The sequence below is a fragment of the Pseudomonas cichorii genome (genome assembly GCF_018343775.1).
Classification (GTDB): Bacteria; Pseudomonadota; Gammaproteobacteria; order Pseudomonadales; family Pseudomonadaceae; genus Aquipseudomonas; species Aquipseudomonas cichorii.
Map to the genome: position 1 here is coordinate 2,090,543 of NZ_CP074349.1, position 14,893 is coordinate 2,105,435.

Consider the following 14,893-nt stretch of genomic DNA (forward strand, 5'->3'; position numbering starts at 1 on the left):
CCGCCCCGGGTATCGCGGAGGCTGTTTTGTTTGAGTCAGGCTGCAACTGATATGGCTGCCTGACTCTGTTCGTATAGTGCCTCAAACTCGGCTGGCGGCCTATTTCCAATAGGTTCCAGCAGACGCTGATGGTTGAACCAAGTCACCCATTTCAGCGTTTCCCACTCCAGACTTTCTACACTTTTCCACGGCCCTTGCTTGTGGATCAACTCCGTCTTGTAAAGGCCATTCATGGTCTCTGCCAGTGCGTTGTCGTAGCTATCACCGGTATTGCCAACCGACGGCTCGATACCCGCTTCGCCCAACCGCTCGCTGTAACGAATCGACAGATATTGCGAGCCTCTGTCGCTGTGATGAACCAGCCGATGAGGCTCGGGCCGACGGACGTGAAGTGCCTGTTCGAGCGCATCCAGGACAAACTCCGTACGCATGTGTCGGCTGACCCGCCAGCCAACGATGAACCTTGAATAGACATCCACGATGAACGCGACATAGGCAAATCCCTGCCAGGTTGAAACGAACGTGAAATCGGCGACCCAGAGCTGATTGGGACGTTCGGCAGTGAACTGGCGCTTCACTAGATCCCTGGGATTGGCATTGTCAGGATGGGCTTGCGTGGTTTTCACCGTTTTGCCCCAGGTCACGCCGCAGAGACCCATCTCACGCATCAATCGCTCCACTGTGCAGCGCGCTACTGCCTGATGTTCGCGATGCATCTGCCGCCAGACCTTCCTGGCCCCATAGACCTCGTAGTTCTCCTGCCAGACACGATGAATCTGTACGGCAAGTGCCTCGTCACGAATCGCTCGGGCAGAGCGTCGTGAGCGATCACGTAAACGTGCGGCATGGCACCGGTAAGCCGATGGAGACACTTGCAACACGCGGCACAGTGGCTCGACTCCAAAGCGCTGTCGGTGCTCGTCGATCAGACGCCAGATCACTTCAAACGACGGTCGAGTTCCGCCTGGGCGAAAAAAGCGCTAGCGACCTTGAGGATCTCATTGGCTCGCTTGAGCTCACGAACCTCGCGCTCCAGCTCTTTGATCCGGGGATCGGCCGGGGTGCTAGGCGTTGTGGGCGAAGAGGCCTTGCGGATCCAGTTGCTCAAGGTTTGGGCGGTGCATCCGATCTTGCTGGAAACAGCCTCGATGGCTGCCCACTGAGAATCGTGCGACTCGCGGACTTCGTAGACCATTCGCACAGCACGCTCACGGACTTCGGGGGAAAACTTGGGTGGCTTTGGCATAGTGGCTCCAGTTTCTCAAAAGGTGGAGCCTCCGCGATACCCGGGGCGGTTCAGTCTGCCTACACAACTAGTACCTGGGGGGAAAGCTAGGTGTGCGCGGCTTAAATCAATGGCTTTCTGCACCAAACGCAATGGCTTTAGATCCCACCCTATTGGGGGCAACTTTTTGTCGGACGCCGATTACGGTGATCAAGCTACCTGTTGCTCCATTGCTCTTGGAGAAATGTAATTGTTGTCACCATGGAGTCTAACTCGGTGGTGCCGCATGAGGCAGCAGTATACCCATTCTGACTTCTTAGATTTCAGGATAGCCTTTGGCGGGCACACATTCTGATATGAGCGTGCGCAAAGAGTTGTACCGTTGGTGCGTTGTCTTGCCACTGGCCTCTGCAGCTTATGTTTGTGATGGCATGCTAAAGCGGTTCGGACGGGTAGTGCTGCCTGGTGAGTACGCCTCCTCTGAGTGTGGAAGCCTTAAGGCCCAGTCCGCGGCTTTTTGCATTCAAGAAGTCGCTCCGTGCTTCACGTGCAGTACTGAAGATTGACAGGAATGTGCTACCGCTCTTTGCTGAGTATTCGGGCTAGTGGGGGCATCTAAGAAGCATGGTGCTAATCGTGCTCGACGCTTGTTTGGCAGTACTTCAAAAACCCAAGCAAAACAGTTGTTACAGCCGGCAGCATCAGTGACAGCACGTAGCAGGCGATACTGATCAGGATGATGCGTCCATTCGGTTTGCCATGGGCGCTATCAAATGCGGTGTGCATCCATTTTTTCTCTTTATACGGGGAGCGGAACGCCGTAAGCGTCCGGCCAACACGGCTGGTGTCATCAGTTGATTTGATTTATGGCGTTCATCAGGTAGAGGTAAACCGGATTGCAGGCCGTTTGAGGCCAGTCAAACGAACTGCGGACAGCCCCTCAATCTAATCGCTTCTGTAGAAAAAAACGCTTATGTTCTGGAGGGAAATCATTGAGGTGCCCAAACTCAGTGAAACCGTGTCGCTCATAGAAAGATGGGGCCTGGAAATCAAAAGTATCGAGCCAGATTCCAACGCAGTCTTTTTCGCGCGCGACATCTTCCGCCATGTGGATCAGTCGTGAGCCTATGCCTTGGCCCCTGGTTTGCTCGGGTATCGCAAGTAGTTCTATGAATAACCAGCGGTAAAATATTTCACCGTAAAGGCCCCCAATCACTTCGCCGGTCTGTTCATCACGGACTAGCAAAGCGATTGTCTCAGGCTTGGGGTCACCTGCCTGAGAAAAATTATGAGCCCGCAAAGGTCTGAGGATGGCCAGGCGCTCTTCCTCTCCCGGGTCGATCATCATTTCTATACGAGCCGTCATCACTAATCCTTTAGGTATTCAAACTGATATGGATAAACCTCGGCCCCAATTTGATCTCAGAGCAAACGCCGATAGACATCCTACGGGGTCAGAAGGATTTCCACACGTACGGGATTAACTGCTCAATCTCTCTCGCTCGCAGCGTTGGCAAATAAGTCAGGACTGCAAATAACCAATAACCGGCGCAATGCTGCTCAATTGCGGGGCCTTGGCAATAACGTCGTCTGCCTGGCACCAGGGGTAACCGAGGCCTTGCAGCCAGTTCATCACCGGTATCAGGTCTGCGGCCGGGCTGACCTGCATGTGATCAATGGTAATGGTCAGATGCACGACGAGCCCGGACTGAGAGTCAAAGCGCCAGTCATACTGACCGCAGCCGACACGTACTGCTCCTGTTTCCTTGACGGTCATCCCCACCAGCCATTTGCAGGTGTACGCCGAGGCATCGCTCACCGGTGGTTCACCGAGGCAGAAGGTGTAAACGTTTTCATAGGTCTGGCCAAAGCCACGTACCAATGTTTGCGCAATGGCACCCAGCCCTTCCAGCGTGGACGGAAATGAAATGGCGTCGGTATGCACGAGCATTTCAACCGTGGCTTCGGGGCTGAATGCCTGGCGCAGAAGATCAGGTCGATTGCCATCCTTGGCCAGGATGTACTGTTCTATGGAGTGGCGGTTGTTCGGCACAGGGTTGGCCAACAGTGTGCTCATTAGTTATAGGTACTCCATCACTGCGGTAATAGGGGGAGTCATTGTTTGAGCACCGAGTTGGCGGTGTCTATCCAACAATAATCGCGAGACATGTTCAGTTTAATTGAACAGGCAAGTTGCTCTTCGCGAATAAATTCGCTCCTACGCGGGCTGCGTGGGAGCGAATCGGGCGGCGCTCCGCTCATTCGCGAAAAAGCCTTAACGCACCTCCACCTGAGCCAGCGACCGCTCCAGCTCAGCCTTGGCCATGCCAATCAAATGCACCACCGAAAACGCCAGGTCGCGTTTCGGGCCGTTGAGGCTGTCTCCGGTTTCGTAGGCTGTGGCTGCTGCGCAACGCAGCAGGGCGTTGACGTGCAGAAGGGATTCTTCGAGGTTTTTATGCGGTGGATCGGGGGTTACTTTGATCATGAAGGTTGCCTGTGAGGTAAGGCCACCTGCCATTCGCTGCTAAACAAACAATGGGTGGCGACTTTGACGCGGGTTAGCAGACCGGGGCAACCTACAAATCCGGCGCACTCGAAAGTGCCCCACGCAAAGCCGCCATAAGCGGTACTTGCGCGTTGTATGTCACCCACAGGCTGCTAAACCCGATCACTGATATTCAGCGACGACCGCAGCCTAGAGCCCGAAATCACCCCGCGCAAGGGCTCGGGATTTTCTCGGAAACTTCATGCAGATGAAAGGGAAAAGGGTGTCGGAATGGGTTGTAGGAGGCGGTTTTTTGGTTAGCGGACGTAAAATTCGCGAGGGAAAAAGTCCAGCCCGTCACTCATGCAGCACGGCCCTGAAAAATATTTTCAAAAAAATGTGAGGTAACCACGCCTGCCATCCGTGTAAGTAAATGGGAATTATTCCTTTTACTATGCCGGAGTCATTTACGTGGCCAATACGCTTTCTCGCCTGAACGCTTCTGTTCTTCTCTGTTGTGCGCTGCCTTGTCTTGCGGTGGCTGCCGAGCCTGCCACTGAGCTGCCTGCCAGTGTCATCCAGTCTACCTCCGACGCTGACAGTTACACCCGTACGGAAACATCCACGGCGAGCAAGGGGTCCACGCAGATTCGGGACGAGGCGCAAACCGTCAATACGGTTGCCGCGCAGACCCTTGATGACTATCAGGTCAAGGACCTGAACGATGCGATGCGTTTTGTCAGCGGCGTCACTCAGACCAACACCTTGGGTGGCACCAAGGATGCGTTGATCAAGCGCGGGTTTGGCAGCAACGATGACAACTCGATCATGCGAGACGGGATTCGCTCGGCTATTGGTCGTAACCTGGGGGCAACCACCGATCATGTGGAGGTGCTCAAAGGGCCGGCGTCGTTGATGTACGGCGCACTGGAGCCCGGTGGGCTTATCAACGTCATCAGCAAGCAACCGCAGTTCAGCCGCAGCACGACGCTGACCGGATCCGGTTTCAGCGAGGGCGGTGGTTCGTTCGGTCTGGACACGACCGGCCCGCTGGGTGATACCGGACTGGCTTATCGTTTGATCGCTGAGCGCGGCCACGAAGATTACTGGCGTAACTATGGCGTTGACGAGCACACGCTCATTGCGCCGTCGATTGCCTGGGTGGGCGAGCGTGCGAGTGTTTCCCTGGCCTATACATACAACGATTACTCCAGCCCGTTCGATCGCGGCACGGTGTTCGTCAATGGTCGCCCCGCCGACATCAGTTATCGCGATCGTCTGGATGAGCGTTGGGCCAAGACAGTTGGCATAAGCCAGAGCACGACCGCGAAATTCGAGTACCAGCTCAATGAGGCATGGCGCAGCCGGCTGACCTATGGCTGGACTCAGGATCGCTACAGCCTGGCGATAGCCCAACCGAATACGCTGACCGGCAATAACCTGCGCCGGATCGCCAACGGCGGGCACTATGATTACGAGAGCCGTTATACCGCTCTGGATCTGATGGGCGACCAGCAGTTGTTCGGTCAGCGACATGAGATCACGGTCGGCGTGGACAACGAATCGCTTGATAAATACCGTGGCAAAACCTACCGCAATGCCAACACTGCCGCGGGCAACCTCAATATCCAGAACCCGGTATATGGCAATCTGGCGGAGCCTGCGACCATCAGCCCGACCCAGAGCAACGCAGAAAACAACCTCGTCACCACCTCGGTGTATTTCAAGGACAACTGGCACCTCAATGACCGCTGGATTCTGGTCTTCGGTGGTCGTCAGGAGCACTGGGATCAATACAGCGATCAGGGTCTGGGCAGTTCCTATGCGCCTGGTGCCGATTCAAATGGCGATAAATTCATTCCCTTCGGCGGGATCGTCTATCAACCGACCGAGACGGTCGCGCTTTATGCCAACTACAGCGGTTCTTTCGTGCCCAACGATGCCGATGATGCGGGCAACAGCTTCAAGCCCACTGAAGGTCGCAGCTACGAAGCGGGGATCAAATACACCCCTGTCCAGGCGCTCAACGTGAATCTGGCGGTGTACGACATCGTCAAGAAAAACCTGGTCAACAGCGTCCTGCAGAGCAACGGCGACAGCATCGACGAGGCCGTAGGCAAGGCGGGTTCCCGCGGTATCGAGCTGGATGTTACCGGTGAGTTGTCCGAGAACTGGAGCATGATCGGCACCTATGCCTATAACCGTACCAAGGTGCTGAAGAACCAGGAGTCGCCAGAGCAAGAGGGCAATCGCCTGCCCAATGCGCCCATGCACACTGCCAGTCTGTACCTGACTCACCACCTCGCGCTGCCGGCTGAAACCGGCAAGTGGCATGTCGGTGCCGGTGCACGATATGTAGGGGAGCGTCCGGGGGATAATGCCAACAGTTTCTGGATGGACAGCTACACCGTGGCCGATGCCTTTGTGCGCTGGGATCTGCCGACCCATGACTACAAGACCAGTCTGCAACTGAACATCGACAACCTGTTCAACAAGGAATACTACCCGGCCACAACCGGCAGCAGCGCGCTGCAGGTGGAGGAGGGTGCGCTACGTACAGCGCGGGTGACTGCCAGCGTTACGTTCTGATGGCGCAGGTCGGCGCTTGATATCCATCAGGCGCCTTCACAGTTTTTTTACATCGGGGCAGGTAATGTCGTAACTGCTCCTGAAAGAACCTTTAAGCCCGCTCCCCCCCATCGCGGGCTTTTCTTTGCCTGAAATTCCGTTGGCTGCATGGTGCGCATGCCTCAATGCAGCGATCATTCGTTGATTGAGTCGACGCATGGCGTGGTTTTTTGGACAGTGCCCGGGCCACTATCGGATTAACAGGGAATTTCACCTCAAGGTTTCCAGAGCATGGCTCTCTTCGCTTATCTACTGCTGTTCGTCATCTTTGGAATTCTCGTTGGCTTGGTCCTGATGCTTGTGCTGTTGGTGATTAAGCACGCCATTATCTGGAAGGGTGGTCAGGGCCATTGGGAGTTCGCCGATTGGGGCACTCCCTGGCCAGTCTGATTTGAGCGAGCGATGCAGTGGCGTCTCTGCATACGACGAGCGGCACATGCAGGTACTGACTCAAGAGCGTACCTGTGCAGGCACTGATTGTTTTCGCCTGATCAAAACTCGATAGCAACCTCGCATGCTCGCTGTCCTGGCAGGCATATAATAGAGCCTTTCAAGCCAGCCCCATGGATCATGTCCATTCCACTCTTGGGCAAATGGGGTGCGTACTAGCACAATAGAATTACACCCATCATTAAACTGCCCAACGGTGTCAAGAAAAAATACCCCACGCCGATCAGGTTAAAACATCCCACCCGCCGTGGAGTACCCCGCAATGATGCGACGTCTTAACCTGGCCCCCCGTTCAGCCCTGTGCTTTGGCTTCTTCTGCCTGATGCTGTTGATTCAGGGCGTGTTGTTCATGCGCCAGGCCGAGAAGCTCAATGAGGCTGAGAAACATGTTGAAACCAACGTGCTGCCCAGCGTCAAACTGCTCGGTTCGCTGGATCGGGAATTCGTCAGTCTGCGGGGTAACAATGCCCGCTTGCGCAATCCACTGGAGCCGCAGGAGCGCAAGACCAAGGCTATCAGTGATATTCAGCAGTCCCGTCAAATGATTGGTGAGTACAGCGACTCCCTGGCCAAGTTGCTTGTCACGGCTGAAGGTCGGCAAGCCTTCGGTGAGCTCAAGCAGGCCATTACCAGTTATAACGCCATTCAGGATCGCTACCTGTCGGAAACGGCAGCGGGCAATCTGGAAGCTGCGGTAAAGACGTCCAATACGGATATGAAGGCCGCTGCCGACCTGACCGAGTCCTCGCTGTAGAAGCTGATCGGCGTGAACGACATGAAAGCCAAGCGTGCGGGCGAGAAGGCCGATGCTGCTTACCACGGAACGGTGGTGATGGTGATCCTGTTCGTGGTGCTGGGAGCGACAGGCACCGTGCTGCTTGCCTGGCTGTATACCCGCAGCCTGACTGTGCCTATCAGCGAAGCGCTGGAGATCGCCCGGCGTATTGCAGCCAACGATTTGACCCAGCCCATCAAGCAAGAGGGCACTGATGAAGCGGCTCGACTGGTCGGTTCTCTGGCTGCCATGCAATCCAATCTGCGTGGTGCCCTGGCCACCATCCTGGACTCGGCGTCCCAGTTGGCTTCGACTTCCGAAGAAATGCATGTCGTTACCGAAGACGCCTCGCGCACCACTCTGCGCCAGAGTAACGAAATCGAAATGGCTGCAACCGCGGTCACCGAAATGAGCGCCGCGGTTGATGAGGTCGCCAGCAACGCTGCGGCGGCCTCGACGTCGGCGGCGCAGTCTACCAAGGCAGCGCTGGATGGCCGCGCTCAAGTGGATGAAACGGTCGCCGCGATCAACTTGATGGTGGCCAAGGTGGGAAGCACTTCGGCCGAGGTGCGTGGCCTGGCGACCATGGCCACGGATATCAGCAAGGTACTGGACGTCATTCGTGCCATCGCCGAGCAAACCAACCTTCTGGCCCTCAACGCCGCCATCGAAGCGGCCCGGGCGGGCGAGGCTGGCCGTGGATTTGCCGTGGTGGCCGATGAGGTGAGAGCGCTGGCGCATCGCACCCAGCAATCGACCCGGGAAATCGAGCAGATGGTCAGCTCGATCCAGACCGGTACTCATCAGGCGGTGACTGCCATGGAGCAGACCAGCCATCAGGCCCACAGCACGCTGGAACTGGCCAATGGCGCCGGGCAGGCATTGCTGGCCATTACCGACTCCATCGGCCAGATCAACGAGCGCAATCTGATGATCGCCACCGCAGCCGAAGAGCAGGCTCAGGTGGCGCGAGAGGTCGATAGAAGCCTGGTGAGCATTCGTGACCTGTCGGCTCAGACTTCCGAGGGCGCGAACCAGACGACCATCGCCACTGCAGAGCTGTCCAAGCTGGCGACAAACCTGAGTCGTATCACCAAGCAATTTCAGGTCTAGGACTTGTAAAGCCGTCCGGTCATGTGGCCGGACGGAATCTGGCGTGGTAACAGAGGGCATCAGGGCGCGGATGTTTTTTCGCCACGTAGCAAGGCACTCATCGCGTTCTTCCTGGGTGTATTTGCAGCGTTGAAGTACGCGCAAGTCATCATGTTCGGGGGCGCCGCAGCTGGCTTTATAGTTCTGATACCGGACCCGCTCTGGGCCTCATGATCCAGCTCTTTTGAAATTTACAAACGAGTGGCCGTTGCGCTTTAACCTTTACTGAAAAATGCCCGCATTCTTTCTGCCCGGTAGTAGAGTATTTATTCAAAAATTACTTTGCCATTGGCTCTCCTGATTCTGAACGTTTCAGGAAAATGGCTGTCAAAGGCGCGCTAAAATTCCTTCTTATAGCAGATGCCTCAACAGCCCTGGGTGATGCACTGCCGAAAAACTCTGCACGAAAACCTGACCAGATTGTCCGTTTTTAGCGTAATTATGGTGGCTTCATGCTCGTTTTTCGTCGTGCCCGGCTGTTGTCCGAGCAGGTGTTGATTAAATGGATGTCGGTAATAAACCCAACGTTAATGAAGAACGAGTGCTCAACTATTGTCAGGGGGCAGAAGGGGTCTGGCTTTACAATGTGTGATGTGAGCTGTCAGTTGTTTTTATTGTCAGATTTAATAAGTATCAAATTTTCCAAGTCTTTTCCGTTTGCTTTTTTCCAAGTAAGCCTGCCGACGAGTTGGCAAGTTTCTCGACGTGCATCACTCGGCAGCAGGTCATTGAATTTTTATTCTTCTAACTTGAAACGCTTCAACGAAAACGCCGACAAGTCCACCTCACTCTTTCCATGAATACACTGTTGGGCCAGTGCCTGTCCAAGTCCGGCGGAATGTTTGAAGCCGTGCCCCGAGCAGGCGGATACAACGGTCACGTTTTTAAGGCGAGGGTGTTCATCGATGATGAAGTGGTAATCCGGTGTCACCGTGTAGGCGCATACTGAGGATCTGACGACCCTGGAGGACAGCCCGGCTATCTTGCCGCTGACCTGGGTCCGGAACATGTCCTGCTCTTCTGCCGCCGTGATGGTCCGCTCCAGGGTTTCTGGTTGCGAGACGTCGACGTATTGCTCGGTGGCCATCTTCATACTGCCTTCGCCAGCCAGCGGCGGGAAGCCGTAGTTGATATCCACCTCGCCCGGCCCGTGGGTGAGGATGAAGCTGGGTGAGACGGGCGCGAAGACCGCCTGATCTTCCAGTTCAAACCAGAACAGCTTTTGCCGGCAGACCCTCAGCAATCGATCGAAAGGCGCTCCGAGCAGGTCGGCAGACCACATGCCGGCACTGACGACCACCTTGTCGGCCAGGATCGAGCCTTTATCGGTCGTGATGCGTACGCCTTCGCCATGAGTCTGCAAGTGAGTGACGGTTTCGTCTGTCAGGACTTTGGCTCCATGCGCTTTGGCCTGCTGGAGTTGCACGGCAATGCAGCGCTCTGGCCGCACATAACCACCGTCGGGCTCGAAGTAGCCGATGGCGCTATCCAGTACCGGCGCAAACTGTGGAAACCGCTGGCGAATGGATTGTGCCGACAGGACTTCGTGCTCTACACCATAGGCTTGAGCCAGCTGGATGGTCTTGTGGGTGAAGTCCTGCGGGTCTTGAGGGTCGTAAGCCGGATGGGAGCTCATTACCAGCACGCCGCATTGCTCGAACAGAGACTCGCCGGACAGCGCTTCCAGATCTCGCCATATGGCGTGAGAGTTGCGCACCAGCGGCAGATATTGCGGGCCTTCACCGACGGAGAGACGGGTGATGCGCGTGTCGCCGTGGCTGGAGCCATAAGTATGTGGCGGGTTGTGGCGATCCACGCCAATAGCCTTTACCCCGGCTTTGGCCAATTGATAAAGGGTTGCCGCGCCCATGGCTCCCAGTCCCAGAACTGCCACTTCACAACGTTGTTCCATCTGCAGGCCGCCTCGAAAAAGCGCTTATTTCAGAGAACGAGTGTATTTGAGGCAACAGTCAAAAAGGCATAAGCACAGGCCTGAACTGCATAGTCTTGTCGAATCGGTGGGTAAGGGCAGGGAGTGCAAAAAACTTCACACCATCGATGAATTTTGACTTGCGCTCCCATGTGTTTTTCAGGTTCGAATTTTTTGAAAAGTTGTCCACGGAAAACGTGGGTATGTCTGTGGGTAACTTTTTGTAAGCCACGTTCTACGTGGCCTGTGGCTGTGTGGTTATTTTATGAACAGCTCATGAAATGTACCTGTCCCGTGACCTTTGGAGTGCTGAAAATGGATCCTGAATTCGCGAATAAGCGCACAGAATCCGATTATTTTTTCAGCTTTTTTTCGCGCTTCCGGCACCCGCGAGCCGACTGGCGATCAGGTCCAGTGCCGAGCAGATAATGAAGTACACCAATGCAATGAACAGGAATATTTCGGTGGGGTACACCATGACCCGGTTGCTGACCTGGGTTGCCACGAACGACAGCTCTGCGACACCGATCACATAGGCCAGCGAGGTATCTTTTATCAGCGAGATCCATTGATTGAGGAATGAAGGCAGCATGATCGGCAGTGCCTGGGGCAGGATGATCAGGCGCAGCACTTGCCACGGGCTCATGCCCAGCGCCTTGGCGGCTGCCCATTGGCCTGAAGACAGGCTGAGGATGCCCGAGTGGACGGAGTGCGCCAGGTAGGCGCCGCCAATCAGCGAGAGGGCGCAAACCACGGTGAGCAAGGCCGGGACATCGATCTTGAACAGGATCGGCAACAGGAAGTAGGTCCAGAAAATCAGCATCACCACCGGAATGGCGCGAAAGAAACCCAGCACTCCCAGCAATACCCAGCGTGTCCGGCCGCGCACCAGTACCAGGGCCACTCCCAGCACCAGGCCCAATGCGGCGGCCAGAACGCCTGACAGCAGGCTGAGAATCAGCGTCAGTGCCGCACCGCCCAATGGCCCGTCCGGATACGCGCCCACCATCAGGTAGGCGAAGTTGTCGCTTATGACTGAAAAGTCCACGATCAGGCCGCTCCCTGGCGATAACGCTTGCTGTGCTGGATCATCTGGCCGATGGCTTCGATCAGCGCGATGCTCACGATGTACAGCAAGGTGGCGATACCGAAGGCCTGGAAAGCCTTGAAGGTTTCGGTTTCGACCTGACGCGAGGCATAGGACAGTTCGGCCAGGCCGATGGCCATGGTCAGCGAGGAGTTTTTCAGCACATTCATGTATTGCCCCAGCAATGGCCCAAGCGCCGTGCGCACGGCCTGAGGCAGCACGACATAACGCCAGACTTGCGCGGGGCGCAGCCCCAGAGCTTGTCCGGCAGTGCGCTGCTGGGCGCGCACCGAAGCGACACCGGCGCGAAACTCTTCGGCGATGAACGCACTGCTATAGAGCATCAGGCCCCAGAAACCGGCAATGAACTCGAATGACGGCCATTCGATCAGCAGGCCGGCCAGGTTCACTTCGTGTGGCATGTTCAGCCAGCTGACCAGCGCTTCAGGCAACAGGGCGCTGACCCCGAAGTACCAGAAGAACAACTGCACCAGCAGAGGCGTATTGCGAAACAGCGACAGATAGCCCCGTGCAGGCCAGGACCAGAGACGCGAAGAGGAAATGCGTGCCAGGCAGACAAGAAAGCCAAGCGCTGTGGCGCTCAGGCAGACCAGGATCGACAGGCCTAGCGTGAGCAGAAATCCATCGAACAACAAATGCAGGTATTGCGGGCCCAGCAGTTCACCGAACATCAGACGCAACATCCATCCAGAATTGAAAGAGCCCGCTGGATTGTCCGCAGCGGGCTACTGAGAAACGGATCGTTCGGGATCAGCTCTTGTCACCGATCTTGAACAGACGAGCCAGAGGTGTCGGGGTGTTCGGGCCAAACCAGGTGTCATAGATCTTCTGGGCCTGGCCTTTGGATTCCAGCTCTACCAGCGTCTGGTTGACGAACTCGGTCAGTGCGGTTTCGCCTTTCGGAATTCCGACTCCGATCAGGTCATTTGAGATGGTGAAGGGCGGAACTTCGTATTTGTCCTTGTCCGGCACATTGGCCAGCAGGCCGATCAGTTTCGGACCGTCCTGAGTGATAGCCTGCACGTTACCGTTGCGCAGTGCGGTGAAGGCAAAAGGCGTATCATCGTAGGCAATCACTTTGGCACCGGGGAATTTCTCGCGCAGCACGCCTTCGTTGACAGTGCCTTTGTCGACGCCCACGCGCCATTTGTTCAGGTCATCCTGATTCTTGAGCGTTCCTTTCTTGACGATGAACTGCTGGCCCGAGGAAAAGTAGGGGATGCTGAAGTTCACCTGCTCGGCCCGCTCCGGGGTGATGGTGAAATTGGCCAGAACCAGATCGACCTTGTTGGCGACCAGTAGCGGCACCCGGTTTGCAGGGTTTGTGGGTTGCAATTGCAGCTTCACACCCAGCTTGTCGGCGATGGCCTTGGCGTAATCCACATCCAGGCCCTCTATTTGCTTGCTTTTTGCATCTACAAAACCGAACGGCGGATTGCTGTCGAAAGCAGCCACCCTCAAGACACCGGATTTTTTGATGTCTTCCAGGCGGTCGGCATGAGCCAGACCCGAGAGCACGGCGAGGGACAGGGCAGTAATGGCAGTCAATTTTTTCATGAGTTCTCAACACTTTATGGATGATTCTGACGATGAGTGTTGCAGCTCATGGGTGATCTTAAAAAGAATATAAAGGAATCTTGTAATTCTTTTTTGGAATATTCAGGGTCGTGTGCTCCTTTTCATGCAGTGAGCGTCACAGGGCGCTTATGCGTGCAGTTGTTAGAGCGCGCAGGACATGTATATGAATCAAGGTGAAAGATGTGCCAGAAATATACGACGGTTTTATTACGCGTTCGGAAAACCGAATAAGAACGCACTTTCCCTACCATAAACGGCCGGGCTCTTAAACGACTTGCAAAGTTGCAAAGCCGCCTCGGTGCAATGAGGCTTTCGTCTCGGTTTTTACATGCTGCCTGTCACCCCGGTGCCTTTACCGAGAAATCAATGGTTTTAATAGAAAATCAAAACGAGATAATTGCTGGACGTTAATTTAAAGTACCCGTTTCGCGGCGTCAGTCGTCGGCAGACTGCCGAGATCCGTCGGCGAGGGTATTCCTGATATTCAGCGGAAGTGTTTATCATCGCAAGGAGATGGATGGATGAGGGCTTTATGAATACTGACTCTTCGCAGATGGAGCATGAGGTCCTCGATATCTTTGGCACGCTGCAGTCGTTTATCCGCAAGGCGGCTCCGCTCAACGTCGACATGGTGCTGGAGGGGGAGACGGGCACCGGCAAGGACACCCTGGCACGACGCATTCACCAGTTGTCGGGTCGCGAAGGTCCTCTGGTCGCACTCAACTGCGCCGCCGTGCCCGAGCAACTGGCCGAGAGTGAGCTTTTCGGGGTCATGGCGGGGGCATACACCGGCGCATCCAAGTCGCGGGCCGGCTATATAGAAGCGTCCCACAACGGGACGCTTTATCTGGATGAAATCGACAGCATGCCGTTGCTGCTCCAGGCAAAGCTGCTGCGCGTGCTGGAAATGCGCGGAATAGAGCGCTTGGGCTCGACACGTTTCGTGTCGCTGAACCTGCGTGTGATTGTCGCGACACAGACGCCGCTGGAGAAACTGGTAGAGGAGGGCAAGTTTCGGCGAGATCTGTTTTTTCGCCTGAACGTCATCAAGATCCAGTTGCCTACCCTGCGTTCGCGCCTTGACCATCTTCCTTCGTTGTTCGAGCGTTTCGTCATGGAGACGGCTCAGAAGCACCATCAGCCGCTTCCCCAGCGTGATCCTGCCGTGCTCAACCGCCTGCTCAGTCATCGCTGGCCCGGCAATATCCGCGAGCTTAAATGCGCGGCAGAGCGTTTCGTGCTGGGCATGTCACCGCTGGGCACCGACGAAGATCCGCACCTGGAAGGCAATGTTCCTCTCAAGGGGTATCTTCGCCAGTTCGAAAAGGCGCTCATTCAGGATTGTCTGTCGCGTCATCCCAAGTGTATCGAGTCCGTGATCAGTGAACTGGGCATTCCCCGACGCACCCTTTATCACCGCATGAAAAGCCTCAGTATCAACTCGCCGGAGCCGTAGTTTTTTATTTACTTCCTCATTCGTGCGTTCGCATGGAACCGCTTCTGAAAATCGACCACTCAATGTTCGAACACCAATTTGGTGTCCAAACCATCTCGATGAT

General features: G+C 55.6%; 13 protein-coding genes and 1 other annotated feature. Of the genes, 5 read left to right on the plus strand and 8 right to left on the minus strand.

Translation table 11 applies throughout. From position 1 onward, the window contains the following. Window positions 1-35: 35 nt before the first annotated feature. The 4 genes from KGD89_RS09340 to KGD89_RS09355 form a co-directional block, all read right to left on the minus strand. Window positions 36-1,246, minus strand: a protein-coding gene (locus tag KGD89_RS09340) for an IS3 family transposase (protein ID WP_117148244.1) whose coding sequence is annotated in 2 segments (ribosomal slippage) — window positions 36-979 and window positions 979-1,246 — 1,212 coding nt in all. Because the reading frame shifts where the segments join, the coding sequence is not laid out codon by codon here. Beyond that, window positions 864-980 (minus strand) — a sequence feature (AL1L pseudoknot). (Overlaps the previous gene by 117 nt.) Before the next feature lie 919 nt (window positions 1,247-2,165). Beyond that, a complete protein-coding gene (locus tag KGD89_RS09345) occupies window positions 2,166-2,591 on the minus strand; it encodes a GNAT family N-acetyltransferase (protein WP_025259516.1) in 426 nt (141 codons plus the stop codon). A gap of 156 nt (window positions 2,592-2,747) precedes the next feature. Then, a complete protein-coding gene (locus KGD89_RS09350) occupies window positions 2,748-3,302 on the minus strand; it encodes a hypothetical protein (RefSeq protein WP_051427720.1) in 555 nt (184 codons plus the stop codon). A 198-nt stretch (window positions 3,303-3,500) separates the two neighbouring features. Further along, a complete protein-coding gene (locus KGD89_RS09355; protein ID WP_025259518.1) occupies window positions 3,501-3,713 on the minus strand; it encodes a DUF6124 family protein in 213 nt (70 codons plus the stop codon). A 471-nt stretch (window positions 3,714-4,184) separates the two neighbouring features. Here KGD89_RS09355 and KGD89_RS09360 point away from each other — a divergent pair, with 471 nt between their 5' ends. The 4 genes from KGD89_RS09360 (at window position 4,185) to KGD89_RS26390 (ending at window position 8,679) form a co-directional block, all read left to right on the plus strand. Then, window positions 4,185-6,302 (plus strand): TonB-dependent siderophore receptor, encoded by a 2,118-nt coding sequence (locus tag KGD89_RS09360; RefSeq protein ID WP_038399787.1) that lies wholly within the window; start codon window positions 4,185-4,187, stop codon window positions 6,300-6,302. A gap of 270 nt (window positions 6,303-6,572) precedes the next feature. Continuing rightward, window positions 6,573-6,731 (plus strand): hypothetical protein, encoded by a 159-nt coding sequence (locus KGD89_RS09365; protein WP_155951534.1) that lies wholly within the window; start codon window positions 6,573-6,575, stop codon window positions 6,729-6,731. Window positions 6,732-7,053: 322 nt separating this feature from the next. After that, window positions 7,054-7,545: an MCP four helix bundle domain-containing protein gene (locus tag KGD89_RS26385; protein WP_147471894.1), complete on the plus strand. Its 492-nt coding sequence runs from the start codon at window positions 7,054-7,056 to the stop codon at window positions 7,543-7,545. Window positions 7,546-7,623: 78 nt separating this feature from the next. Next, window positions 7,624-8,679, plus strand: a complete 1,056-nt coding sequence (locus tag KGD89_RS26390; RefSeq protein WP_375233861.1) for a methyl-accepting chemotaxis protein — start codon at window positions 7,624-7,626, stop codon at window positions 8,677-8,679. A gap of 775 nt (window positions 8,680-9,454) precedes the next feature. Here KGD89_RS26390 and solA read toward each other — a convergent pair. From solA to KGD89_RS09390, 4 genes are all read right to left on the minus strand, one after another. Further along, window positions 9,455-10,630, minus strand: coding sequence for an N-methyl-L-tryptophan oxidase (solA, locus tag KGD89_RS09375; protein ID WP_025259521.1), 1,176 nt, complete (start codon window positions 10,628-10,630; stop codon window positions 9,455-9,457). A 379-nt stretch (window positions 10,631-11,009) separates the two neighbouring features. Continuing rightward, window positions 11,010-11,696, minus strand: coding sequence for an amino acid ABC transporter permease (locus KGD89_RS09380; RefSeq protein WP_025259522.1), 687 nt, complete (start codon window positions 11,694-11,696; stop codon window positions 11,010-11,012). Between the two features lie 2 nt (window positions 11,697-11,698). Next, window positions 11,699-12,427: an amino acid ABC transporter permease gene (locus KGD89_RS09385; RefSeq protein ID WP_025259523.1), complete on the minus strand. Its 729-nt coding sequence runs from the start codon at window positions 12,425-12,427 to the stop codon at window positions 11,699-11,701. A 79-nt stretch (window positions 12,428-12,506) separates the two neighbouring features. Continuing rightward, window positions 12,507-13,313: an ABC transporter substrate-binding protein gene (locus tag KGD89_RS09390; RefSeq protein ID WP_025259524.1), complete on the minus strand. Its 807-nt coding sequence runs from the start codon at window positions 13,311-13,313 to the stop codon at window positions 12,507-12,509. A 553-nt stretch (window positions 13,314-13,866) separates the two neighbouring features. Here KGD89_RS09390 and KGD89_RS09395 point away from each other — a divergent pair. Beyond that, window positions 13,867-14,790: a sigma 54-interacting transcriptional regulator gene (locus KGD89_RS09395; protein WP_038400296.1), complete on the plus strand. Its 924-nt coding sequence runs from the start codon at window positions 13,867-13,869 to the stop codon at window positions 14,788-14,790. Window positions 14,791-14,893 lie beyond the last annotated feature (103 nt).